Source organism: Klebsiella sp. GL120222-02, from assembly GCF_003097195.1.
GTDB classification, from domain to species: domain Bacteria; phylum Pseudomonadota; class Gammaproteobacteria; order Enterobacterales; family Enterobacteriaceae; genus Klebsiella; species Klebsiella variicola.
Genome location: NZ_QEQO01000001.1, coordinates 867,841 through 893,256 on the forward strand (window position 1 = coordinate 867,841; position 25,416 = coordinate 893,256).

Annotated in this window: 21 protein-coding genes and 1 pseudogene; 8 read left to right on the forward strand and 14 right to left on the reverse strand. The window is 60.6% G+C overall.

The genetic code is table 11. The features are described 5' to 3' along the window. Positions 1-17 precede the first annotated feature (17 nt). Complete coding sequence (locus tag N438_RS04330; RefSeq protein WP_116696103.1) at positions 18-818, reverse strand: YdcF family protein; 801 nt, start codon at positions 816-818, stop codon at positions 18-20. A 380-nt stretch (positions 819-1,198) separates the two neighbouring features. Between N438_RS04330 and N438_RS04335 the strand changes: the two genes are divergently transcribed. Further along, entirely contained in the window at positions 1,199-2,524 is a 1,326-nt protein-coding gene (locus N438_RS04335) for an MFS transporter (protein WP_032732914.1), read from the forward strand. A 210-nt stretch (positions 2,525-2,734) separates the two neighbouring features. Here the strand turns inward: N438_RS04335 and N438_RS04340 are convergent, their stop codons facing one another. Genes N438_RS04340 through N438_RS04365 form a run of 6 tightly spaced genes read right to left on the reverse strand, consistent with a single transcriptional unit; the run spans position 2,735 to position 10,246 of the window. Then, a complete protein-coding gene (locus N438_RS04340; protein ID WP_032735461.1) occupies positions 2,735-4,165 on the reverse strand; it encodes an amino acid permease in 1,431 nt (476 codons plus the stop codon). Positions 4,166-4,174: 9 nt separating this feature from the next. Continuing rightward, entirely contained in the window at positions 4,175-5,170 is a 996-nt protein-coding gene (astE, locus tag N438_RS04345) for a succinylglutamate desuccinylase (protein WP_116696104.1), read from the reverse strand. A 10-nt stretch (positions 5,171-5,180) separates the two neighbouring features. Continuing rightward, on the reverse strand, positions 5,181-6,521 hold the full coding sequence (astB, locus tag N438_RS04350; RefSeq protein WP_116696105.1) for an N-succinylarginine dihydrolase: 1,341 nt from the start codon (positions 6,519-6,521) through the stop codon (positions 5,181-5,183). 21 nt (positions 6,522-6,542) lie between these two features. Then, complete coding sequence (astD, locus tag N438_RS04355) at positions 6,543-8,009, reverse strand: succinylglutamate-semialdehyde dehydrogenase (RefSeq protein WP_109956740.1); 1,467 nt, start codon at positions 8,007-8,009, stop codon at positions 6,543-6,545. Then, entirely contained in the window at positions 8,000-9,022 is a 1,023-nt protein-coding gene (gene astA / locus N438_RS04360; protein WP_162678306.1) for an arginine N-succinyltransferase, read from the reverse strand. Before astA ends, astD begins: the two co-directional genes overlap by 10 nt. Before the next feature lie 18 nt (positions 9,023-9,040). Beyond that, positions 9,041-10,246: a bifunctional succinylornithine transaminase/acetylornithine transaminase gene (locus N438_RS04365; protein WP_012968351.1), complete on the reverse strand. Its 1,206-nt coding sequence runs from the start codon at positions 10,244-10,246 to the stop codon at positions 9,041-9,043. Between the two features lie 169 nt (positions 10,247-10,415). On the opposite strand from N438_RS04365, the pseudogene N438_RS27790 reads away from it, so the two are divergent. Together N438_RS27790 and N438_RS04370 are read left to right on the forward strand one after the other, a co-directional pair. Beyond that, positions 10,416-10,562, forward strand: a pseudogene (locus tag N438_RS27790) (hypothetical protein). 212 nt (positions 10,563-10,774) lie between these two features. Then, on the forward strand, positions 10,775-12,049 hold the full coding sequence (locus N438_RS04370) for a Glu/Leu/Phe/Val dehydrogenase (protein WP_008805096.1): 1,275 nt from the start codon (positions 10,775-10,777) through the stop codon (positions 12,047-12,049). Positions 12,050-12,113: 64 nt separating this feature from the next. Here the strand turns inward: N438_RS04370 and N438_RS04375 are convergent, their stop codons facing one another. The 7 genes from N438_RS04375 to N438_RS04405 form a co-directional block, all read right to left on the reverse strand. Continuing rightward, positions 12,114-12,767 carry an HAD-IB family hydrolase gene (locus N438_RS04375; protein WP_016160925.1) on the reverse strand — a complete coding sequence of 218 codons (654 nt, stop codon included), beginning with the start codon at positions 12,765-12,767 and terminating at the stop codon, positions 12,114-12,116. After that, positions 12,748-13,533 carry an AfsA-related hotdog domain-containing protein gene (locus N438_RS04380; protein ID WP_008805098.1) on the reverse strand — a complete coding sequence of 262 codons (786 nt, stop codon included), beginning with the start codon at positions 13,531-13,533 and terminating at the stop codon, positions 12,748-12,750. Before N438_RS04380 ends, N438_RS04375 begins: the two co-directional genes overlap by 20 nt. 13 nt (positions 13,534-13,546) lie before the next feature. Next, positions 13,547-14,752 (reverse strand): acetyl-CoA C-acyltransferase, encoded by a 1,206-nt coding sequence (locus tag N438_RS04385; protein WP_032732910.1) that lies wholly within the window; start codon positions 14,750-14,752, stop codon positions 13,547-13,549. Between the two features lie 2 nt (positions 14,753-14,754). Further along, positions 14,755-16,239, reverse strand: a complete 1,485-nt coding sequence (locus N438_RS04390; protein ID WP_116696106.1) for an FAD-dependent monooxygenase — start codon at positions 16,237-16,239, stop codon at positions 14,755-14,757. A 61-nt stretch (positions 16,240-16,300) separates the two neighbouring features. Next, on the reverse strand, positions 16,301-17,365 hold the full coding sequence (locus N438_RS04395) for an aldo/keto reductase (protein ID WP_008805101.1): 1,065 nt from the start codon (positions 17,363-17,365) through the stop codon (positions 16,301-16,303). Further along, positions 17,362-18,549 carry an MFS transporter gene (locus N438_RS04400; RefSeq protein WP_116696107.1) on the reverse strand — a complete coding sequence of 396 codons (1,188 nt, stop codon included), beginning with the start codon at positions 18,547-18,549 and terminating at the stop codon, positions 17,362-17,364. Before N438_RS04400 ends, N438_RS04395 begins: the two co-directional genes overlap by 4 nt. Before the next feature lie 49 nt (positions 18,550-18,598). Continuing rightward, on the reverse strand, positions 18,599-19,597 hold the full coding sequence (locus N438_RS04405; protein ID WP_032732908.1) for an aldo/keto reductase: 999 nt from the start codon (positions 19,595-19,597) through the stop codon (positions 18,599-18,601). A 100-nt stretch (positions 19,598-19,697) separates the two neighbouring features. Between N438_RS04405 and N438_RS04410 the strand changes: the two genes are divergently transcribed. The 5 genes from N438_RS04410 (at position 19,698) to N438_RS04430 (ending at position 25,314) form a co-directional block, all read left to right on the forward strand. Next, positions 19,698-20,612 (forward strand): LysR family transcriptional regulator, encoded by a 915-nt coding sequence (locus N438_RS04410; protein WP_023322523.1) that lies wholly within the window; start codon positions 19,698-19,700, stop codon positions 20,610-20,612. Positions 20,613-20,749: 137 nt separating this feature from the next. Then, positions 20,750-21,181, forward strand: coding sequence for a MarR family transcriptional regulator (locus tag N438_RS04415; protein ID WP_008805105.1), 432 nt, complete (start codon positions 20,750-20,752; stop codon positions 21,179-21,181). Continuing rightward, entirely contained in the window at positions 21,181-22,833 is a 1,653-nt protein-coding gene (locus N438_RS04420) for an MFS transporter (RefSeq protein ID WP_008805106.1), read from the forward strand. Before N438_RS04415 ends, N438_RS04420 begins: the two co-directional genes overlap by 1 nt. A 28-nt stretch (positions 22,834-22,861) precedes the next feature. After that, positions 22,862-23,947 (forward strand): HlyD family secretion protein, encoded by a 1,086-nt coding sequence (locus tag N438_RS04425; protein ID WP_116696108.1) that lies wholly within the window; start codon positions 22,862-22,864, stop codon positions 23,945-23,947. Continuing rightward, positions 23,944-25,314, forward strand: a complete 1,371-nt coding sequence (locus N438_RS04430; RefSeq protein WP_012968356.1) for an efflux transporter outer membrane subunit — start codon at positions 23,944-23,946, stop codon at positions 25,312-25,314. The genes N438_RS04425 and N438_RS04430 overlap by 4 nt, the downstream gene beginning before the upstream one ends. Positions 25,315-25,416: the final 102 nt, after the last annotated feature.

A 25,416-nucleotide genomic window follows, 5' to 3' on the forward strand; every position in this document is an offset into this window, starting at 1 on the left:
CCGCAAACGGGCAGTTTTCAGCCGAGGGTGCGGGCCTGCAGCGCCCCGGCAAGCTGGCCGTCCTCCCGCAGCTGTCGCCAGGCATCGAGGATCTCCGGCGGGAAGGTGACGTGGCTGATGAAGTCTTTCCCCCGCGGACCGTATCCTTCAGGCGTATCCTGCAGGCGCGGCAGCTCGCCCAGCAGCAGCCCCAGGTAGCGGGCGACCGGCCACAGCCCCGCCCCGCCGCCCGCGAACCCCAGTTGACCATCGGTCTGCTCCAGCACCGGCGAGCAGCCGGGAAAGCTCAGCCACTGTGGCGGCGTCGTCACCCCCTGCCAGACGCGGGCGAAGGTGGCCATGGTTCGCCGCTGCATGGTGGGGTCCTGAATGACGATCCCGCGACGATGAGGGATCCCCCCGTTCTCCAGCGTGGTCCGGGTAAAACGGGCGTTCTCGCCGCAGTTGGTCGACTGGTCCTCCACCACCAGCCGCGAGCGCGGAATGTGCCAGTAGTCATGAGCAATATCGGCCAGAATATGCGCTTCCGGACGCCCCACCACCGGCAACATACGGTAACGGGTATCCTGGCGCACCGCCTCGTAGAGATAGTTCGTAGAATGTCCCACGCCGCCGCTGATCAGCAGCGGGACTTCCCGTTCCGCCGCCAGCCGGCAGGCGGCGTCGATGGTCGGGATCACGGCGTTGCCGGCCAGCACCACCACGTCCACCTGCGGCAGCGCGGGCAGCGTCGCCAGATCGTCCTGCGCCAGCCAGGCGCCGACCTGGTTAGCCGCCGCCAGCGTCGCCGCCGACAACGGGGGAAATTGTTCTGCCATTCTGTCTCCTTAATTCCCTCTCAGCCGATCGGAGAGGATGCTTTCGCCATCATAAACGCCGCCTCGCGGGAGGCAAAGCGGTGTTAATTTGTAACCATTTTGAAATAACAAGAAACATCTAAAAACAGGCGGGTTGCACCTGAACAACTCACTATGAAAATAACAAAAAACAGCAAAATCAGGTGGAAAATAAAAAATAGCGTCGCGGTTACACCAGTCCAAACCGCATCATAACGCCCAGTTTGCCAGCGATGAACTTGCCAATTGTAACCTTCAACCCTAAGTTGCTTAACAATTACACAACCTTTTCACACCAGGTTGCACCCTGTTTACGCAGAGTGACACCTGACCTATTTACCGTGGCGGGAGAACGTTTCGTAATGAGCAATCCACAAGACAACACTGCATCCATTCTGCAGAAAAACAAGAAGGTCCTGATCGCCAGCCTGACAGGCAGCGCCATCGAATGGTTCGATTATTTTCTCTATGGCACCGCCGCCGCGCTGGTGTTCAACAAAATCTTCTTTCCGATGGTCGACCCGGTCATCGGCCTGATCCTCTCCTGGCTCTCCTTCTCGCTGACGTTTTTTATCCGCCCCATCGGCGGCGTCATTTTCGCTCATATCGGCGATCGCATCGGCCGCAAGAAGACGCTGGTGCTGACCCTGTCGCTGATGGGCAGCGCCACGGTGGCGATCGGCCTGCTTCCCACCTATGAGATGGTGGGCCTCTGGGCGCCCGCCCTGCTGATTACCCTGCGCATTATTCAGGGCATGGGTATCGGCGGTGAATGGGGCGGTGCGCTGTTGCTGGCCTACGAATACGCGCCGGAGAAGCGGAAAGGCTTTTTCGGCAGCATTCCCCAGGCCGGCGTGACCATCGGCATGCTGATGGCGACGTTTATCGTCTCGCTGATGACCCTGTTTGACGAGGCACAGTTTCTCGCCTGGGGCTGGCGCATACCGTTCCTGCTCAGCTCCGTTCTCGTTTTTCTCGGCCTGTGGATCCGCAAAGATATCGACGAAACGCCCGCCTTTAAGCAGGTGAAAAAATCCGGCCAGGTGGCGAAGGCCCCGCTGCGCGAAACGCTCAAGCACCACTGGCGGGAAGTGCTGATTGCCGCCGGTCTGAAAGTGGTGGAGACCGCCCCATTCTATATCTTCTCCACCTTTGTGGTCAGCTATGCCACCACCACCCTGAGCTACCAGAAGTCGCAGGCGCTGGAATCCGTGACCCTGGGCGCGCTGGTGGCCACCGTGATGATCCCGCTGATGGGGCTGCTGTCAGACAAGGTGGGGCGGCAAAAGATGTATACCCTGAGCGTGGTGCTGCTGGGTCTGTTTATCGTTCCGTGGTTCCTGCTGCTCGACACCGGCACCAGCTGGGGCATCATGCTGGCGACGGTCGTTGCCTTCGGCATCCTGTGGGCGCCGGTAACTGCGGTGCTCGGCACCTTGTGCTCTGAGATTTTCAGCGCCAATGTGCGCTATACCGGGATCACCCTCGGCTACCAGCTGGGTGCCGCGCTGGCCGGGGGCACCGCGCCGCTTATCGCCACCGGTCTGCTGGCAAAATATGACGGGGACTGGCGGCCGGTGGCCGTTTATCTGGGCGTAACGGTGGTGATTTCGCTGCTGGCAATTTTCTGCGCCAGCCGGATGAAGTCCGCGCCGGGTGCGGCCCCTTCCCGGGCGGAAAGCGCCTAACCGCCGCCGTCTGGGCAGGTAGCGTGCCGACTATCCCGCCCGGCGGCGCGGCGCTTGCGCGGGCCTACAGAGGGAGATCACGCCGCGGGGGATAGCGCTCATCCCAGGTCAGGTAAGACAGTAGGCCCGGTAAGGCGCCAGCCGTCACCAGGCACAAACAGACGTCCAGTCTTCACCTCCTGCTTAACCGGCCAGGTTGGCCGGCGGGTGTCAGGCGCTCTGGTTGTCCAGCGTCAGTTGCCCCTCACGCCGCTGCTTCAGCTTCCAGAAGCCCCACAGGGCAATAAACCACAGCGGAGAAGCCAACAGCGCCAGCAGCGTGTCCGGGTCAAAGATCATGATGAAGATGGCGAAGGCGAAGAACAGCAGGCTCACCCAGCTCATCACCACCCCGGCAGGCATCTTAAAGATCGACCCGGCGTGCAGGTCCGGACGCTGACGGCGATAGACCAGATAGGCCACGAGGATCATCCCCCAGCTGAACACCACCATAATCGCCGCCAGGGTCGAGACGATGGTGAACAAGGTCATCACGTTCGGTACCAGGAATAGCAGCAGCGTACCGATCAGCATGCAGAAGCAGGAGAACAGCAGGCTACGCACCGGAATGCGGGTATTGCGCGACAGGATGCGAAACTGCCAGTGCGCATGCTTCTCCACCGACAGGCCGTACAGCATGCGGGTACTCGAGAAGACCCCGCTGTTGGCCGAGGACATCGCCGAGGTCAGCGCCACGAAGTTAATCACCGCCGCGGCGGCAGGCAGCCCGGCTTTGGCGAACAGCGTGACGAAGGGACTGGTCTCCGCCGACACCCCCGGCCAGGAGGCGACGGCGATAATCACCACCATCGACAGCAGATAGAAGATGATAATTCGCAGCGGCAAGGCGTTGATCGCCTTGGGCAAAATGCGCTGCGGATCGCGGGTCTCCGCCGTCATGGTGCCCAGCAGCTCAATGCCGGTAAAGGAGAAGATCGCTATCTGGAAGCCGGCGAAAAAACCGGTGATACCGTGAGGCATAAAAGCCGTCGGGTCGGTAAGATGGCTGAGAGAAGCCGTCACGCCGTCCGGAGAAGTCCAGCCAGTGGCAATCATCCAGCCGCCGGTGCCGATCAGGGCGATAATGGTGATCACCTTGATCAGGGCGAACCAGAACTCCGCCTCGCCAAACATTTTCACCGACAGCAGGTTAAGCAGGAACAGGATCGCCAGCATGCTGAGGGCCGGCATCCATGCCGACAGTTCCGGGAACCAGTACTGCATATAGCTCCCGCAGACCACCACGTCGGCAATGCAGGTCACTACCCAGCTTAGCCAGTAGGTCCAGCCGAGGTAAAAGCTGGCCTGTGGCCCGAGATACTCGCCGACAAAATCGGCAAATGAGCGGTAGTCATGGCGGGTGAGCAGCAGCTCCCCCATCGCCCGCATCACCATATAGGTGAAGAACCCGACCAGCACATAGATCAGCAGAATCGAGGTCCCGGCGACGGCGATATTGCGCCCTGCCCCCATAAACAGCCCGGTGCCGATGGCGCCCCCGAGGGCAATCATTTGAATATGGCGGGCGCCGAGCCCACGTTTAAGCTGTGACGCGCCCTCACCTCCGGCGGCGGGGGCCGCCTGGCGTTGATATTCAGTCATGGTGTTTCCTCAGGCTGGTTGCGGGAGGGAAAGGGCCGCGGCGCGCAGCAGCAGCCCGGCGCGTTGGCCGGTGGCGACCCCGGCGTTGGGAAAGAGGATATAGGGGGCCCGGGCCTGCACCACCCACCGTGTCTCCGCCTGGCGAGCGATTTCGTACCCCGCCGGGAGCGCGGTGAAGTTCTCAACGTTGGCCGCGAGATTAAGCGTAAATTCCCCCTCGCGCTTGATGATGCTCTCCTCGACCAGGAAGTAATCCACCGGCGCTTTGTCGCGCGGCGGCAGCGGCGCGTCAGAAATCCAGGCCCGGATCGCCGCGTCGGTGGCGGCGAACAGGCTGAGATCGTTGGCGCCGAACGGCATCACTTTCCCCAGCTCCAGGGTGGCGCTTTGCGCGGCGAACTTTTCGCAGGTGAAATGGGTGAAGGTGCCGCCCGCTTCGGTATGCCGCACGATGGCGTCCATCCCGCTGGCCTGCAACAGCTGGTAGAAGCCAGGCGAAAAATCCCCGGCGTGGGCTGGGAGCAGCGCAAACTGGCGATACAGCGACCCGCGAATAGCGGTGTGCATATCGAGATGGCTACGGTTGACCGGACCCGCCGCATCGGCGGCGCGATAGAAGGCCTGCACCGCCTGCTCCAGCGCAAAAGCCCGCCGCGACTCATTACCCGGGGTGACCGCCAGATGGCGGCCGCCGAACAGGCGATTCAGGTCGTTGTGCAGATAGCGACGCGCGGCGCGGATCGCCGGCAGGTTACCAAAGACAATCAGCAGCGCCTGAGTGAGCGGCTGCCGCCCCTGACTCAAATCGTGGGTCAACTGCAGCAGCAGTTCCGTCGGCGCGGTCTCATTGCCATGCACGCCCGCGGAGAGGATCGTCGCCTGGCGCCACGGCGCCGTCGGCAGCAACTGCAGGATCCCCTCGCCCAGCCAGCGAGCCTCGATGCCCGCCGGGAAGCTCCACTCCTGCAGGCGGCAGTGCATTAAATCGTTAACCAGGTGCTCCATCTGCCGCTCCTTAACGCTGAAAATCATAGACCGCGCCCAGGCGCAGGATCTGCGTCAGCTCATCCAGCGCCTGATAAACCTCGCACAGCAGCTGCGGGTCCGCCAGATCGCGGGCGTGCAGCCGGTCGCGATAGTGTTTTTCCACCCATGCCGTCAGCTGCTGATAACGCTCGTCGTTCATCAGGCTATGCGCGTTGACCGCCTGGCGTTCAGCCTCGTTGAGCACCACCCGCAGCCGCAGACAGGCCGGGCCGCCGCCGTTGCGCATGCTTTCCCGCAGGTCAAAGACCGCCACTTCATCGATCGGCGATGCGCTGTCGGCGGCGAGGTCGCTCAGATAGCGCCAGACGTTTTCCCGCTGGCGGCACTCCTCCGGGACCACGATCAGCATCTTGCCGTCAGGTTTGCTCAGCAGCTGGCTGTTGAACAGATATGAGGCCACCGCGTCATCGAGCGACACCCGCTCGTCCGGCACTTCCACGCTGGTGAACGGGATATCCAGACTGTCGCTTTTAGCCCGTAGCGTCGCCAGCACCGTCGCCTGATCGACAAACGCCTGCTGATGGTGGAACAGCACATGGCGATTGCTGACCGCGATGACGTCGTTGTGAAACACGCCGCGATCGATAGCCTGCGGCGCCTGCTGGGCAAACACCGCGTAGCGCGGATCCAGCTGATGCAGGCGGGCCACCGCCTCGCTGGCCTCGAGGGTCTGCCGCGCCGGATACTTCACCGGGGCGATCCCGCCGCTGGCGCGTCGACCGTAGACAAAAAACTGCACCCCCTGTCGGTCATACTCCCGGCAGAAGCGGTTATGGTTGGCTGCCCCTTCATCGCCGAGGTCGCCATGCTGCGGCAGCGCCGCATGGTGGGCGAAGTAGCGCGGATCGGCGAACGTGGCGCCCAGGATCGCCGAGGTGGTGGGCGCCTCCTGCATACGGTGCAGCTTATTGTTCAGGTTGGCGACGGTGAAATGGACTTTGCCATCGGCGCTGTCCGCCGACGGTGAGACGGTCGCCGCGTTGGCGGTCCACATCGACGAGGCGGAGCTGAAGGCGGAGAGCAGCTGCGGCGCCGCGTGGGCCGCCTGCCGGATGACCTGCTCATCGCTGCCCTGGAAACCGACTTCGCGCAGCAGACGTAGATTCGGCCGCGGCTGGGGCGGCAGAATGCCCTGCACGAATCCGCGATCGGCAAGGGCTTTCATTTTATACAGCCCCTGCAGCGCCGCCTTTTTAGGGTTAGAGAGACCATCGCGGTTATTTTGCGAGGCTTCATTGCCGACGGAGAGTCCGGCGTAGTGGTGCGTCGGGCCGACCAGGCCATCAAAGTTTGCTTCAAAACCAGACATATGTCCTCACAGGATCCGTTATCAGAATGGCAGACCCGGCGATACCGTCGCCGGGAGCGTCAGCGTATCGCTGACCAGAGAGGCCATCGGCCAGGCACAGTAATCAGCGGCGTACCACGCTGCCGCGCGATGGTTGCCGGAGGCGCCCACCCCGCCAAACGGCGCTTTACTCGAGGCGCCGGTCAGCGGCTTGTTCCAGTTGACGATCCCGGCCCGCGCCTCGTCCGCCAGCTGTTCAAACTGCGCCGCATCGCTGGAGATCAGCCCGACAGCCAGGCCATAGCGGGTCTGGTTGGCAAGGCGAATGGCCTCCGGGAAACCGTCGTAACGGATAACCGTCAGCAGCGGGCCAAAGTATTCTTCATCCGGCACCTCGATACCGGTGACGTCGACGATCCCCGGCGTCAGCACCGTGGAGTGCGGGTCGGGCTGGCGCATGCGCAGCAGCACCTTGCCGCCGAGCCCCTCCAGTTTTTGCTGCGCCGCCAGCATGTTCTGCGCGGCGTCGAGAGAAATCACTCCGCCCATAAACGGCGCGGGCTGGTCATCCCACTTGCCGGCGCGGATCTGCGCGCTGGCCGCGACCAGCCGCTGCAGTAGCGCATCCCCCTGCTCGCCGCGCGGCACGATCAGCCGGCGCGCGCAGGTGCAGCGCTGCCCGGCGGAGATAAACGCCGACTGGATAATCACATGCAGCGCCGCATCGACATCGGCCACGTCGGCGACGATCAGCGCGTTGTTGCCGCCCATCTCGAGGGCCAGCATCTTCTCCGGCTGGCCGCCGAAGTAGCGATGAAAGTGGAAACCGGCCGCCGCGCTGCCAGTGAACAGTACGCCGTCGATATCACGATTTTCCAGCAGCGCCTGGCCGATGGCTTTTCCGCCCTGCAGCAGATTGATCACCCCGTCGGGGACGCCCGCCTGCTGCCACAGCTGGACGGTCATTTCGGCGGTGGCCGGCGTCAGCTCGCTGGGTTTAAACACGATGGTATTCCCGGCGATCAGCGCCGGAATAATATGCCCGTTGGGCAGGTGGCCCGGGAAGTTGTAGGGGCCAAAGACCGCCATCACACCGTGCGGTTTGTGGCGCAGCTGTGCTTTTCCGTCCGGCAGCGTCGACTCATGAAAGCCCGTCCGCTGGTGATAGGCCTCGATGGAGATCGCGGCCTTGCCGATCATCGCCTGTACTTCGGTGCGGGTCTCCCACAGCGGCTTGCTGGTCTCGCGGGAAATCAGGGTCGCCAGCGCCTCTTTATGTGTCTCCAGCAGCGCGGCAAAACGCTCCACCACGGCAATACGCTCGGCCAGCGGCCGGTGCGACCAGGGGTAAAATGCCGCGCGCGCCGCGGCGCAGGCCGCCTGGACGTCGTCGGCACCCGCGCTGGCCGCCTGCCACAGCAGCGACTGATCCTCCGGGGCCAGTTTGCTCATCGTTGCCCCGCTGCCCGCCTGCCACTGCCCGGCTATAAACTGTGCTTTTACCGCCATGATCTGTTTTCCTCTGGATTCAGGGTTACCGTATAAACGCGGTCGGTTTCACTGACCTGCAGCGCGTCCAGCGCGGCGGCATCCAGTGAGACCTGCTCTTCGTGGGCCACCAGCAGCGCCCGGAAATTGTCGAACTGACCGTTGGCGACGAGCGTCGGCGCCGGCAGGGCGCCCATCAGCTGCTGGGCCGGCAGGCACTGGCTGTCGCGCACGGCGCGGATCTGATCGGTGTTCGCCTCCAGCACCGGTCCGGCATCGAAAATATCCACCGAGCCGCGCCAGCTGAAACCCTCTTTCTCGAGGATCGCCCGCGCCGGGGCGGTATTGGGATGCACCTGACCGATGACCTCGCGGGCCGCTTCCGGCAGCAGTGAGATATAGATCGGGTAAGCCGGCATCAGTTCGGCAATAAAGGTTTTCATGCCGGTGCCGGTCAGCCGGTCGGCATCGGCAAACGGGATGTCGAAGAAGTGATGGCCCAGCGCATCCCAGAACGGCGACTGCCCCTGCTCATCGCTGCAGCCGCGCAGTTCGGCAAACAGGTGCGGGGAAAACCACTCGCGGAAGGCGGCGATAAATAAAAAGCGCGCCTTGGAGAGCAGCAGACCATTGCGGTTGCGCTGATAGGCCGGGTCGAGAAACAGCGTACACAGCTCGCTGTGCCCGGTGTGGTCATAGCTGAGATTAAGCAGCTCCTGAGGCTTATAGACTCCCAGCGCTTTCGAGGCGCGAACCGTTTTCTGAATGCGAAAATTGTAAAACGGCTCGTCCAGGCCCACCGCGACCTCAATGGCGCTCACCCCCACTACCCGCGCCAGCGCGGTGTCTTCCAGCACAAACAGGAAACCCTGCTGGCCGCGCGGCAGTTCGCCGGCGAAGGTCTCGATACTGCGCTGGATACGGGCGGCCAGGCGCCCGGCATCATGCGGTAAGGAGGTCATGCCGACCCCCGCCCGCGCGGCAAGGCGGACGATGTCGTCGAGATCGTTTTCCCGTACGGGACGAAATAGCATCACAGGCCGTCCTCCCGGTTAGCGGGTTAAGCGGGCAACGGCGCGATCAAGGCGCACGAAGGCTTCCGCAATATCCGCCAGCGGGATATTGAGCGCCGGCGCGAAGCGCAGCACGTCCGGGCCGGCAATCAGGGCGATCAGCCCCTCTTCCGCCGCCAGGTTGGTCAACGTTTTGGCCTTGCCGCGCAGCGGCCCCGCCAGCTCAGCGCCGATCAGCAGACCGGTGCCGCGCACGGCGCTGAACGCATCGTAACGGGCAGAGATCGCATTCAACTGGTCAACAATCAGCGCATGGCGCTCGCCAACGCCCGCCAGCAGCGGCGCATCGAGATGGGCCAGCACGGCGTTAGCGACGGTCGCCGCCAGCGGGTTGCCGCCGAAGGTGGTGCCATGGGTGCCGGGCTGGAAGACCTGCGCCCAGGCCTCTTTCGCCAGCATCGCGCCGATTGGGAAGCCGCCCCCCAGCCCTTTGGCGCTGGTGAGGATGTCCGGGACGACGTTGTAGTGCTGGTAGGCGTAGAGATGGCCGGTACGGCCCGCCCCGGTCTGCACCTCATCGAATATCAGGGTCGCGTGATGGCGATCGCAGAGGGTGCGCAGCGCCTGGAGGAACGCCGGGTCAGCGGGTATCACGCCGCCTTCGCCGATGATCGGCTCGACGATCACCGCACAGGTGCGCGAAGAGATGGCCGCGGTGACCGCCTCGATGTCGTTATAGGGCAGATGGGTAATGCCCTGCGGCAGCGGAGCATAATCGCTGGAATATTTCGGCTGGCCGCCGACGGAGACGGTGAACAGCGTCCGGCCATGGAAGGCATGGTTGAAGGCGATGATTTCGCTTTTTTCACCACCAAACTTATCGTGAGCGTATTTCCGCGCCAGTTTGAGAGCGGCCTCGTTGGCTTCGGCGCCGGAGTTGCAGAAAAACACCTTATCGGCAAAGGTCGACTGCACGAGGGTTTTCGCCAGCTGCAGCACCGGCTCGTTGGTATAGCCATTGCCGATATGCCACAGTTTCGCCAGTTGATCCTGCAGGGCCTGAGCCAGCGCCGGATGGGCATGGCCTAAGGCATTCACCGCAATGCCGCCCGCCATATCGATATACTCTTTCCCCTGCTGGTCCCAGACGCGGGAACCCGCCGCCCTGACCGGAATAAACGGCGCGGGGGCAAAACAGGGAACCAGGTAAGCGTCAAAATCTTCGCGAGTCATAGTGCCTGACATCATTCATCTCCGGAACGTAAGACGACGGAAAACGCTCCCGCCGCGTTGGACAATCGACATTAACCCTGACCCTCGGCTTATTTTGGGCACGAGCGCGCCCGCTGTGATGGCAAAAATATTCACCACAGGAAAAATAAGCCCTATTTATTTTGCGGGTATTTGTTAATTCATGGTTAACGTCATGTTGTTGTGTGGGCTAATGCTGGCCTGTGAACAATAAGATTGTCAATACGGGTGGAAGCAATTTATTCACTTTTTGAAGATCATCAAGATAATGAAAAACATAGAAAAAATATTTTTCTATGCACTTAAGTGAATAAAAAGTGAATTAAAATGCACAGCTTGTAGGTGGTTGGCGTGCGTAGTTATTCACTTAAAAAATAAAAAATCTAACAAAAATTTAAAAATCGGAATTGCCGTCAAATACCGCTTTATAAAATTGGTGATACCATTCATTGCACAGAGTTTACTGCTGTAGCTATTCCACGGTTTTACACGACATAAATAACACTGAGAAACAGGACTCTTATGGAAAAGTTATCTTACGCATCTGAAAGTAGTACATCTCCATGGACCACCTACCTGCGCCAGATCGACCGTGTCGCGCCTTATCTCGGCGATCTTGCCTACTGGGTGGAAACCCTGCGCCATCCGAAGCGTGCGCTGATCGTCGACATTCCTGTGCAAATGGACGACGGCACCATCCGCCACTTCGAGGGCTATCGCGTTCAGCACAATCTGTCGCGTGGACCGGGTAAAGGTGGTGTTCGCTACCATCCGGATGTCGATCTTAACGAAGTCATGGCACTTTCTGCCTGGATGACCATTAAGTGCGCCGCGGTCAATATTCCTTACGGCGGGGCCAAAGGCGGCATTCGCGTCGACCCCTTCTCACTGTCAGAAGGTGAACTGGAGCGTCTGACCCGCCGCTACACCAGCGAAATCGGCATTATTATCGGGCCGCAGAAAGATATTCCGGCGCCGGACGTCGGCACCAACGGTAAAGTGATGGCATGGATGATGGACACCTACTCCATGAACCATGGCACCACCATTACCGGCGTGGTCACCGGCAAACCGATCCACCTCGGCGGCTCCCTCGGCCGTGAAAAGGCCACCGGGCGTGGCGTATTTGTCACCGGCCGGGAAGTGGCTCGTCGCGCCGGTATCGAAATTGAAGGCGCCAAAGTCGCGCTGCAGGGCTTTGGTAACGTCGGTAGCGAAGCAGCCCGCCTGTTCGCCGGCGTCGGCGCCCGCGTGGTGGTCATTCAGGATCATACCGCGACCCTGTATAACGAAGGCGGGATTGATATGGCCGCCCTCACCGCCTGGCAGGCGGAGAAAAAGCAGATTGCCGGTTTCCCTGGCGCCCAGGAGATCGATAAAGACGCCTTCTGGACCACCCCGATGGACATTCTGATCCCGGCGGCACTGGAAGGGCAAATCACCCGCGAGCGCGCGGAGAAGCTGACCTGCAAACTGGTGCTGGAAGGGGCCAACGGCCCAACCTATCCGGAAGCGGACGACGTGCTGGCTGAACGCGGTGTGATCGTGGTTCCGGACGTTATCTGTAACGCCGGCGGGGTGACCGTCAGCTATTTTGAGTGGGTGCAGGATATGGCCAGCTTCTTCTGGAGCGAAGAAGAGATCAACGCCAAGATGGACCGCATCATGACCGACGCCATTATTCACGTCTGCGATAAAGCCGCCGAGAAAGCGTGTACGCTGCGTACCGCCGCCTATATCGTGGCCTGCGAGCGCATCCTGATGGCGCGTAAAGACCGCGGCATCTACCCGGGCTGATCCCCGTCAGGGTGTGAATCAGGGGGTGGCGTAGCGCCGCCCCCTTTTTTTCGCTATCGTGCCGTCAACCGCCGTTAGACCACAGCACCGGCCATCCCCGACGCTGCGACTCCGCCAGCAGCGCCGCGCACGGATTGACCGCGCAGGGGTTGCCAACCAGCGCGAGCAGCGGCAGATCCGAGATATGGTCCCCAAAGGCATAGCACGCCGCCAGCGGCTGGCCCCGTTCCTGCGCGTAGCGTTGAGCATGCAACGCCTTATGTTCGCCAATGGCGGTCCGCCAGAGTTCCCCGGTATAGTGTTCGTCAACCACCACCGGCTCTGAACACAGGGCATGCTCCACCCCCAGCGCCGCCATCGCTGGCCAGAGAATGTCGGTCATCGATCCGGAGACAAACACCACGTCATCCCCGCGCGCCTGATGTTGCCGGAGGATCGCCACCACCTCACGGTGAAAACCGTACCCACCTTCGCGATACAGTGCCTCAGCAACCGCCCGTACCTGGGCGCGCGGCTCATGGCGAAACAGCGAATAGTAGTAGCGATTGATCGCCTCCCGCGGTTGACCCGCTTTGCTAAGCGCCTGGAGCTGGCGGACAATCGCCGCGGCCGTCAAACCGCACTGCAGCGGATATTCCTCGGCATAGCGGTGCAGAAACAGGAACATACTTTTGCCGGTAATCAGCGTTTCATCCACGTCAAAAAAGGCGATGCTCATCCCCGTCCCCCTGCTCAATACTGACCAGATAATGTTGATGGCAGAGCGCCGCCTGCTCACACTCCTTACGAGTAATGTAGTTCAGGTCATAGACGCTGAAGCTAAAGCCGACTTCCGCTTTGCGGGTGCCGGTCTGGTCAAAACCGACCGAACACTCGCAGGTAAAGCGGCCGTGGGCTGAGCTTTTGCACGACACCACATTCAGCACAATGGTCACCGGCAGCGGGAAAACAAAGCTGGAAAAAGCTACCTGCAGCGAGCTCAGCGTGAAGTACTTCTCGTCCATCGCCACGCCCGCCTCCGCCAGCAGAAATTTCTCCGAGGTGGCGATGATGGTTTGCCGCGCCGCCTCGATCAGCACCATCCCCTGGATGTGTTGCCCGGTCTGGTGGTCGCAGAGCAGCTCCGAGGCGTCCTGCAGGATCAGACGCGCGCAATAGCTATCTTCATCGCGTTTTTCCGGCGAGGTGATGAGGATGTTCTCTTTTTTACGTTTATGCACCAGCCGCTGATGATCGCGGTTGTTTTGATAATAGAGATCCTGCAGATTGACGATCTGGCGGATTTTATCCGGATAGTGCTGACGAATAATGCAGACCGTGCGGGAGATGTCGTCGAGCTGCACGCCCTGACCAATGACGATTTTATCGACGCCGGCGAGCTCGCCGCTCCAGACAAAACGCTCAAACTCGTTGACGGTCAGCACGTTCTGATGCCGCCGGGCAAAATCGGTAAATTTCTCACCCACCACAATTAATTTTTCCATGGCGCTTGTCTCCTCAGATCGTTTTCACAATTAACGCAATACCCATCCCACCGCCGATACACAGCGAGGCCAGGCCGGTCGGTTTATTCTCCCGGCGCAGCGCGTGCAGGAGGCTCACGACAATCCGGGTTCCGGAACTGCCAAGCGGGTGCCCGAGGGCAATCGCGCCGCCGTTGACGTTCAGGCGGGCGGCTATCTCCTCCGCCGTCATCTGATGCTCGCGGGCCAGCCCCTTGACCACCCCCAGCACCTGCGCGGCAAAGGCTTCGTTAATTTCCAGTCGCGCCATATCGCTGAGCTGAAACCGCCCGCGGCGCAGGGCGCACGTCATGGCCGGCAGCGGCCCAAGCCCCATCATCGCCGGGTCGACGCCGCCCTCGCCGAAGGAGACTATCTCAGCCAGCGGCCGCAGGCCGTACTGCGCAACGGCGCGCGCCGAGGCGAGGATCACTGACGCCGCGCCGTCGTTCAGCCCCGAGGCGTTGCCCGCCGTGACGCTCCCGTCGCGACGAAAAGCCGGTTTCAGCGCCGCCAGCTGGTCGGCGCTAAGGTCATGGCGGATCTGCTCATCCTCGCGGACCACGCTGACGCCCCGCTTCCCGCTGACCGTCACCGGCACTATCTCCTCGGCAAAATGGCCGGCGCGGCTGGCGGCGGAGGCTTTTTGATGGCTGTCCAGCGCGTACTGGTCCTGTTCTGCGCGCGAGATCTGCTCATGCGCGGCGATGGCCTCCGCCGTTTCCCCCATCGGAATATGCAACAGCGGATCGGTTAGGCCATCGCTCTGGATCAGATCCTCGCTGCTGAACGCGCCAAATTTCACGCCGCCTCTTATCTCTCCCCGCAGCAAAAACGGCGCCTGGCTCATGTTTTCCATCCCGCCAGCGACGACAAGGTCGGCATAACCGCTCTGGATATGGATCGCCCCCTCGGTAATACTTTTCATGCCGCTACCGCAGATCATATTCAGGGTGTAAGCCGGCTTTTGCACCGGGATCCCCGCCCGCAGCGCGACCTGACGCGCCGGCCCCATCCCCTGCCCGGCAGAGAGGACGCTGCCGCAGATCACTTCGTCAATCCACGCCGGGTCAATCCCGGCCTGCTGCAGGTTGTGGCGGACGGTGAGCGCGGCCAGTTCCACCGCAGAGACCGTTTTCAGGGCGCCAAGAAAACGCCCCACCGGCGTACGGCAGGCCGCGACGATATACACTTTATTCATGATTATTCCATTACGTAGAGCGAGGAAAGATACTGCGATGTCCCGGCTTCGCCACCGGTAAAGCCCACATAGCCATCGGGATTGATCACCGCATAGTCATCGCGGCCAATCTGTAGCGCCTCGAGAAACGCCTCGTCCGCTGGGTCAAGGGCGCAGAATATAAACCAGCCGCCAGGTTTCAGGCGGGATAAGGGAGGACAGTCGACGCGCGCGGAAAAGACCACGACCTTACCGCTGGCGAAGGCGTCATAACTGTTGCGAAACGTCGCCTGCGGCGAGGTAAAGACGTACCACGGAACATGGTGGCCCATCAGGCCGTTCGGGTGAGCGCACTGCGGCGCGGCAAAGCCGGCGTACTGCAGCGGCAGCTGGTGGCGATAATAGTGACGATTGCAAAACTCCGGAAAGTAGACCGCGTCGATATGATTTTTCGGCACCAGACCGGCAATCAGGCCGGTATCGTGATCGGTGGTATGCAGCACGCCGCTCACCGCGGCGAAGCGCTCGGTGCGATAGGATGCCAGCAGCCGGTCGCTGGCGACGCCATGCAGGTAAAAGGCCAGCTTCCAGGCCAGGTTAATCGCATCCTGAATACCGGTATTCATCCCCTGCCCGCCAATCGGACTGAACAGATGGAAAGCATCGCCTGCCAGCATGATATTGTGCTGCAGATTGTCATCGGCGATCCGGTTATAGAAATTGGCGCTGGAGGACCAGGTCAGCGCCTGCGCCGGAGGAACCTCGGGGCAGAAGCGCGCCAGCGCCACGTTGATCTCCTGCAGATCCGGCACCGGACGCGGCGACGGTAATCGACCGGCTCTTTTAATCACGATCCTGACCTGATTGTCCGGCATGGGCAGAAAGATCAGAAAGCCCAGCTCGTCAATATAGTAAGAGGTTCCCGGGAGCGTCGCCGCGCTGGCGAACTGCACGTCCGCCATCACAAAATGCAGCGGGTAATCATGGCCGCTAAAGCCAATCCCGGCCAGCTCCCGGACGGTGCTGGCCGCGCCGTCGGCGCCGATAATATAGTCATAGGTAGCGGAACAGGCCCGGCGGGCATCGTCGAGCAGAGAGACGTGATAGCGCCCTTCCTCCCGCCGCCAGGAGACCAGCTGATGTCCGCGTTTCACCAGTTGACCGGCCTCGGCCAGCGCCGTTTCAAGGATCTTCTCCGTCCGCGGCTGCGGGATACTGACATGGAAGGGATAGCAGGTGGGGAGATGGCGGTTATCAATATGCAGAAACTTGCGGTTTTTATACCAGGCGTAAATTGACTGAACCTGCTTGCCCTGGGCGATCAGCTCCCCGGCAAGGGCTAAGCCGTGGAAGGCTTTAATCGTCGCCGGACTGACGCTCAGCGCTTTGGACCAGGTGGTGCTGTGTGTATTTTTATCAATAATATCAAAATCAATTCCATACTTATTCAGATAGCAGCCAATGATTAACCCTACCGGGCCGGCGCCAACAATGAGTACTTTTTTCACGATCGAGCCTCTCTGTATGCCCCCAGGGGGGCATACGCGTGTTGCCTGGGTGCAGGGTGAGTTAGGGGTAGATATCGTCGGCCAGACGGCGATCGCCGGCGACATTGCAGATATGCCAGTAGGGATAAGGCTTCTCTTTTTCGCTCACGCTGTTGAGGATCGCCGCCTCCTCGTCGCTCAGCGTCCAGTTCAGTGCCGCCAGGTTATCCTCCAGCTGGGCGAGTTTGGTCGCGCCGATCACCAGCGATGTGATCCCCGGGCGGGTACGCAACCAGTTGAGCGCCACCTGCGCCACGCTGGCGTTGCGCTGACGGGCAATCTCCTGCATCACTTCCAGAGTCTGCCAGGCTTGTTCGCGATTGGCGATCGGCGCCGACTCAAACGGGGTGGCGTTCGCCAGCCGACTGCCCTCAGGAAACGCCTGATTGCGAGGGTATTTACCGGTGAGGAAGCCCCCGGCCAGCGGGCTCCAGACGGTGATGCCGACGTTCTGATCGACGCTGAGCGGGATAATCTCATGCTCCAGTTCTCGCGCGGCGATATTGTAATAGCCCTGATAGACGCAGAATTTTTCCAGTCCGAGGCGCTCTGAGATCCCCAGCGCCTTCGCCAGCTGCCAGGCCGCGTAGTTGGAGACCCCGATGTAGCGAATTTTCCCGGCGCGAATCAACGCATCCAGCGTCCGCAGGGTATCCTCCAGCGCGGTGCGCGGATCGAACCCGTGGAGATGATAGATATCGATATAATCCGTTTTCAGCCGCTGCAGGCTGGCGTCGACGGCATTAATAATATGGTAGCGCGACGCCCCCAGCGCGTTCGGATTGGGGTCGGTCTGCCAGCGTCCTTTGGTGCCGATAATCACCTGCTGGCGTTTCCCCTTCAGCGCGTTACCGAGCAGCTCTTCGCCCTGGCCGTTTTTATAACAGTCCGCGGTATCAAAAAAGTTAATCCCGGCGTCCAGCGCTTTGTACACCAGATCGTATGCCGTATGCTCAGGCACCACGCCGAATTCCGACCAGTTGCGTCCCGGCGCGCCGAGAAAGGCCCCTTTTTCACCAAACGTCATGGCGCCAAAACAGAGCTCCGACACCGACAGCCCGGTGGAACCTAAATACCGATACTTCATGCTTGACTTCCTTTTAAAGGTGACAACGTCACACTAGCGATAACAAATCCGCTGGCGGTCAGGCATGCACCGGCCAGGGGAATATGCGAGAGGGAGACGCCGGCGGTGAGCAACAGCCCACCAAACCAGGCGCCAGCGGCATTGCCGAGGTTAAAGGCGGCGATATTGCACGAGGAGACCATGCTTTTGCCGGTCTCACTGCTGTCCAGCGCCTGCATCTGCAGCGGCGGAATGGTGGAGAACATCGCCGCCCCCAGCAGAAACACCGCCGCGCAGGCGCCGGGTAGCGTCTGAATGGCGAACGGAAAGAGGCACAGGACGACGATAAGCAAGGCCAGGGTCAGCAGCAGCGCCCGGCGGACCCCACCGTCGGTCAGGCGGCCGCCGAGGTGATTCCCGGCGACCATCCCGACGCCAAACAGCACCAGCACCGGTGGAATGAGATGTTCGCTCATCCCGGTGACGGTTTTCAGCATGGGCGCAATGTAGGTAAAGGCGGCGAAGACGCCGGAAAACCCGAGCGCGGTGATCAGCAGGCTGCGCAGCACCGTCGGATGGCGCAGCACCTTCAGCTCGTCGCGGATCCGACTCTGCACCGCCGGTTGGGCCTGACGGCCGGGCACCAGGGCAATGACTGCCAGGGCGGAAAGAATGCCAATCAGCGTGACCATAAAGAAGGTGTAGCGCCAGCCAAGGTATTGCCCTACCCAGGCGCCGAGGGGCACGCCCAGAATATTGGCCAGGGTGGCGCCGAGAAAGACGGCGGAGACCGCCGAAGCCCGTTTATCCACCGGCGCCAGCTCCGCGGCATAGACCGAACTGATGCCGAAGAATGAGGCGTGAGCTAAGGCGGTTATTACCCGGAAAATAATGAGTATGGTCATATTACCGGCAATACCGCAACCTAAATTACCGATGGAAAATAAGATCATCAGAAATAACAACGCCGGTTTTTTGGGGTAGCGGCTTAATAGCGGTGTGAGGAGCGGCGCGCCAATCACCACCCCACAGGCATAAGCGGTAATAGACCAGGCGGCAAGCGTAATGGATATATGAAAATCATGGGCCACATCAAGCAATAATCCCATAATCACAAATTCGGTGGTACCAATACCAAATGAGCCCACGGAAAGCGCATAAACTGCCGCAGGCAATCCCGCCGAACGGGAAACAGCAATAGTCATAAGTAACCTCATCTCCCGCCAGGACGGCGGGAGAATAGTATTCAGGGAGTTATTTTTCGATTAAGTTAAAGTCGCCCTGGTTATAGCGTAAGCCAGTGACGTTATCGGGAGTGAAAATATCTTCGATGGTGAGAATATCCTCAGGAGAGAGGGTAATATTGGCGGCTCCGGCATTATCACGCAGATGGGCAATTTTTCTCGCCCCCGGGATAGGCACGATATCCTCGCCTTTGCTCATGACCCAGGCAAGGGCAATCTGCGCAAGGGTCGCGTCATAGCGCGTGGCCACCTGCTGCAGGCGCTCAAGCAGCAGCTGGTTTTTGCGCATGGTCTCGGCCTGGAAGCGCGGCAGATTGCGGCGGAAATCATCCTCAGCGAAGACGCCAGGATCGGTGATTTTTCCCGTCAGGAAGCCGCGGCCCAGCGGGCTGTATGGGACAAAGCCCACCCCCAGCTCGCGGCAGGCGTTGAGAATACCGGCCTCCGGCTCGCGGGTCCACAGCGAGTATTCCGTCTGCACGGCGGTAATCGGATACACCTTGCAGGCCCGGCGCAGCGTCTGGGCTGAGACTTCCGACAGTCCGATATGGCGAATTTTCCCCTCTTTAACCAGGTCGGCCATGGTGCCCACCACGTCTTCCACCGGCACCGCCGGATCGACGCGGTGCTGATAGAGCAGATCGATGGTCTCGATATTCAGCCGCTTCAGCGACCCTTCCACTGACTCGCGAATATGTTCCGGACGACTGTCGACGCCGGCCATCCGCTCCAGTCCCTGGCCGGTCGGCAAAATACGAAAACCAAACTTGGTGGCAATCTGCACCTTATCGCGGATACCTTTTATCGCTTTCCCGACAAGAACTTCATTATCGAAAGGACCATACACTTCGGCAGAATCCAGGAAGGTCACGCCCATGTCCACCGCGGCATGAATCGTATTAATCGCCTGCGACTCCTCGGCGCCGCCGTAGGCGAAACTCATTCCCATACATCCGAGACCCAATGCGGAAACCTGGAACTTCTCTTTTCCGAGATAACGTGTTTTCACCTTATTTTCCTTACGTGCTGAATGTTATTAAATATATACTTCCCTTTTACATTGATAACAATTAATCTATTCCGAACGCGGTGTTAGCTGGAAATTAACAATGAAAACCTTGCCGGATTTGCAACAAATTGAAATATTAATACTCATAGTGAAACATGGCAGTTTTCGCCAGGCCGCCAGGGCATTAAATCTTTCACCACCGGCCCTCACCAGCGCTATTAATCATCTGGAAGAAAAGTTAGGCGTACGCCTGCTGAATCGCTCGACGCGCAGTTTGTCATTAACTACCGTGGGTGAGGAATTTCTTAATAATATGACGCCGGTGGTCAATGATTATCGCCGGGTGGTTGACAGCCTGAATTATCATCGCCTGACGCCGGAAGGCGTGGTGAAAGTCAATTTACCGCGTATTGTTCTTGACCTGTTTTTTCAACACTATTTTATTGCCTTTAAAACCGCCTATCCCGATGTAACGCTCGAACTGTATACCACCGATCGGAAAGTCAATATTATTGAGTCCGGTTTTGACGCCGGTATTCGCTATTCGCAGGATGTGCCCAAAGATATGATTGCCATCCCCTTTGGCGAGAAGCTGTCGCTGATCCCGGTGGCCAGCCCGGCCTATATCCGCGAGGCCGGCGAGCCCGACACCCCGCAGTCGCTGGTCAATTTCCGCTGCATCAACCGCTGTTTTCCCAGCGGTGAAAAGTACCGTTGGGAGTTTATTAGCCCCAGCGGTGAGCCCAGTGAAGTTTCGGTCAGAGGCGATCTGGTCGTTGATTCCGATACGGCGATGATCCAGGCGGCGGAGAGCGGATTAGGCATCGCCTTTGTCTATCAGTCGCTGGTGACGCAGCAGTTGAGCGCGGGCAGCCTGGTCCGTTTGTTACCCGACTACCACTATCCTGCCGACCATTTCTGCGTCTACTACCCGAGCCGGAAACATATTCCGGTGCCGCTGCGGGCCTTTATCACCTGGGTCATGGCGCAGAATAAGAGCATCCTCAGTGAGTAGAGGGTTCGCGGGTTAACCCATCGCTATTAGCCACAATAAACGCACATACCGTTAACCAATTTTTTTCCTTCGCCTTGAATTATGGCGGTCGCCCGACATAAACTCGTTAGAGCTCTAACGATATTGACAGACGACCTATGGACAATCGACAGCTTAACTTCTCCCATCTTTTATACCTCACCGCCCATCACTGGCGGCTGGCGGTCAATCGTCGGCTAAAGGACCTTGGCCTGAGCCAGGCCAGTTGGGTGGCGGTCGCGGCCATTGCCCGCCAGCCACAGCCGCTGTCGCAAAGCGAACTGGCGCAGGAGCTGGGGGTAGAGAGTCCGACCATTGTGCCGCTGATCAACCGGCTGGTCGCCCTCGGCCTGGTGGAGCGTGTCACCACCGCCAGCGATAAACGTAAGCGGCTGCTGGTCGCCACCGAGCAGGGAATGGCGCTGTATGAGCAGGTCAAAACGGTGGCGGACGATCTGCGCGAAGAGATCCTGACGGCGATTACCCCGCAGGAGCGGGAGCAAACTCAGCGGGTGCTGGAAAAACTGCTGCGCGAAGTGGAGAAGAAATAATGCCCCGTCGCCAGGATAACCCCTATGCCCCGCATGACTGGGCGCCGCATGAAAAACCAGCCCTGCTTGGCTCGCCCTCGACGCCGCTGCACAGTCCGCAGAAACGTCTCGCCTATGGCGTGGTCGGCCTGCTGGTGTGCCTCACCGGCGCGCTGGGCAACGCGGTGGTCACCGCCAACCTGCAGCTGCTGCAGGGCACCTTCGCCGCCTGGTCGACCGAGATCGCCTGGCTGCCGGCGGTGTACGTCATGACCAACGTCTCCATCAACCTGCTGCTGGTGAAATTTCGCCAGCAGTTTGGGCTGCGCGCCTTTACCGAAGGCTTTCTGGTGCTCTATGTGCTGGTCACCTTTTTCCACCTGTTCGTCAACGATCTCAGCTCGGCGATGATGGTCCGCGCCGCCCACGGCATGGTGGCCGCGGCGCTCAGCTCGCTGGGGATCTACTACCAGGTGCAGGCCTGGCCCGCACGCCACCGCCTGAAAGGGCTAACCATCGGCATCACCGGCTCGTCGCTGGCCATTCCGCTGGCGCGTCTCTTTTCCACCGAACTGCTGCAGATCGATGAATGGCGCGGCCTTTACTTCTTTGAACTGGGGCTGGCGCTGGTGTCGCTGGCCTGCGTCATCGCGCTGAAACTGCCGCCGAGCGATCGTAAAAAGGTGTTCGAGAAGAAGGATTTTATCACCTTCTTTCTGCTGGCGCCCGGCATGGCGCTGGTGTGCGCCGTGCTGTCGCTGGGGCGGCTCGAGTGGTGGTTTGAAGCGCCGTGGATCGGCTGGTCGCTGGCGGCAGCGGTGGTGCTGATCGTCGCCGCTATCGCCTTTGAGCATAACCGCAGCAATCCCCTGCTCAATACCAAGTGGCTCTCCAGCGGCAGCATCGTACGCCTCGGCCTGATTATGCTGCTGATCCGCATCGTGCTGGCGGAGCAAAACACCGGGGTCATCGGCTGGTTGCAGTACGTTGGTCTGCAAAACGAACAGATGACTAACCTCGCATGGTCAATTTTCGCCGGCATTCTGTGCGGGATCATCGCCAGTTGTCTGACGCTCAACCCGCAGAAGCTCTACTGGCCGACCGCCACCGCCCTGGCGCTGATCATGGTAGCCTCGCTGCTCGACAGCCAGTCCAACGCCCTCACCCGTCCGGAACAATTAATGTTCAGCCAGTTTTTACTCGGCTTCGGCAGCGCCTTCTTTCTGGCCCCGGCGATGCTCGCCGGCATTGGCGGCGTGTTTGCCGATCCGCGCAACCTGGTCAGCTTCTCGGTGCTATTCGGCATGAGCCAGAACATCGGCGGTCTGCTGGGGTCGGCGATCCTCGGCACCTTCCAGACCTGGCGGGAAAAATTTCACTCCAGCCAGCTGGCGGACCAGATCACCACCCTGAACCCGCTGATCGTCGAGCGGCTGCAGCAGTATAGCCAGATGTATCAGAGCCAGATCGGCGACAGCACCCTGCTTAACGTTCAGGCCACCACCCTGCTGCAAAACGCCGCGACGCTGCAGGCCAATATTCTCGCCTGGAATGACACCTATCTGCTGACGGCGGCCATCTCCGCCGGCACATTAGTGTGGGTTTTCTGGCGCTTAATTCGCTTACGACTGACCGCCCGTATCGCCTTAAAACGCGCCACCGGCAGCAAATAATTATCATCATTTCATCTCTGGAGTCGTTATGAGTCAGCAGGATGCGGCCAAACAACAGGCCAACACCCGGAACAACATTCGCGTGGTCTCCATTTTTACCGCCGCAGCGATAGGCCTCGTCGGCGTATTAGTGATCCTCTACGCCTGGCAACTGCCGCCGTTCACCCGGCATAGCCAGTTTACCGATAACGCCTATGTGCGCGGGCAGACCACCTTTATCAGCCCGCAGGTCAACGGCTACATCACCGCCGTCAACGTCAAAGATTTCGCAATTGTCCAGCCGGGCGAGGTGCTGTTCCAGATAGACGATCGCATCTATAAGCAGCGGGTGCATCAGGCCCAGGCGAATCTGGCGATGAAGGAGGCCGCGCTGCGCAACAATCTGCAGCAGCGCAAAAGCGCCGAGGCGACGATCGCCAAAAATGAAGCCGCGCTGCAAAACGCCCGCGCGCAGAATCTGAAAATCCAGGCCGATTTAAAACGGGTACAGGAGCTGACTGCCGATGGTTCGCTGTCGATCCGCGAGCGTGATTCGGCGCGCGCCAGCGCGGCGCAAGGGGCTGCGGATATTGAACAGGCAAAAGCGGCGCTGGAGATGTCGCGCCAGGACCGTGAATCGACCATCGTCAATCGCGATTCGCTGGAAGCCGACGTGGCCAGCGCCAAAGCCGCCCTCGAGCTGGCGCAGATCGACCTGCAGAATACGCAGATCATCGCCCCCACCGGCGGCCAGCTGGGGCAGATCTCGGTACGTCTTGGCGCCTACGTCAGCGCCGGAACCCATCTGACCTCGCTGGTCCCGCCGCAGCACTGGGTGATCGCCAACCTGAAAGAGACCCAGCTTGCCGAGGTGCGTATCGGCCAGCCGGTCACCTTCACCGTCGACGCGCTTAACGGTGAGCGTTTCCATGGCAAGGTGCAGAGCATCTCCCCGGCGACCGGGGTGGAATTCAGCGCCATCTCACCGGACAACGCCACCGGCAACTTCGTCAAGATCGCCCAGCGGATCCCGGTGCGCATTACGGTCAACGACGGGCAGAAGTACAGCGAACACCTGCGTCCCGGTATGTCGGTGCAGGTGACCATTGATACCCGCGCGGAGAAACAGCCATGATCCGCCCGGTCACCCTTGCCGTCATCCTCGCGCTGGTCGGCTGTCAATCCGCCGACGTGCAGCGCGCGCAGCCGACCCTGACCATCCCTGCCGCCTGGCGGGCCGACGTTGGCCCGGCCAGCCCGGTGGAAGGCGTCTGGTGGCGCAATTTTCATGACAGCACGCTCAATCAGTATGTCGACCGGGCGCTGCGCTATAACAGCGATGTGCTGATCGCCCGGGAGCGGGTGAATGAGTATCAGGCGCGGGCCTATGCCGCCGACAGCAGCCTTTTCCCCTCGCTGGACGCCAGCCTGAGCGGTACCCGCGCCCGCGCGCAGTCCGCCGCCACCGGCCTGCCGATCCATAGCACGCTGTACAAAGGCGGCCTGACCGCCAGCTATGATGTTGATATCTGGGGCGCCAACCGCAGCGCGGCCAGCGCCGCCGGAGCCAGCCTCGAGGCGCAAAAAGCCGCTGCAGCCGCGGCCAATTTGAGCGTCGCCAGCTCGGTGGCCGTCGGCTACGTGACCCTGTTGTCGCTGGATGAGCAGCTGCGGGTTACCCAACAGACGCTGAAATCACGGGAAGACGCGTGGCGCCTGGCGAAGCGTCAGTTTGAAACCGGGTATACTTCACGCCTTGAGCTGATGCAGGCAGATTCGGAGCTGCGCTCAACGCGGGCGCAGATCCCGCCGCTACAGCACCAGATTGCGCAGCAGGAAAATGCGCTCAGCGTGCTGCTGGGTGATAACCCCGGCGCGGTAAAACGCGGCGAGTTCGCCCAGCTCACTCCGCTGCGTCTGCCGTCGCAACTGCCGTCCACCTTACTCAACCGCCGCCCGGATATCGTACAGGCTCAGCGTCAGCTGGTGGCCGCCGATGCCACCCTGGCCTCGTCGCAGGCGCAGCTGCTGCCGTCTATCAACCTCACCGCCACCGGCAGCCTGCAGGATCGTACACTGCCGGACCTGCTGGACAACCCGCTGCGGCTGTGGAGCGTCGGCGGCAGTATTTTGGCGCCGCTGCTTAACCGCCAGGCGTTAAATGCCCAGGTGGATGTCTCCATGGCCCAGCGCAACCAGGCGCTCTATAGCTACGAGAAAACGGTGCGCGGCGCGTTCAAAGAGGTGAATGACAGCCTTGACGCCATTAGCCGCTACGGTGAACAGCTGACCGAACTGCAGGGGCAGGTGGCGGTGGCGGAGGAAACATTGCGCATTGCGCAGAACCGCTACCGTAACGGCTACTCTTCGTATCTGGATGTGCTTGATGCCCAGCGAACGCTGTTCTCCACCCAGCTTAGCGTAGTGCAGGTGAAGAACAACCTGCTGCTGGCGCAGATCGATCTGTACCGGGCGCTGGGAGGCGGCTGGATGAACGCGTGAATACCCTCTGCGCGCCGGTCCACAACCGTGGAGAGCGCAGAAACCCATATTCAGGCCGGTGTAGCGCAGCGCTACCCGGCAACAACCACCAGGGAGTCAATC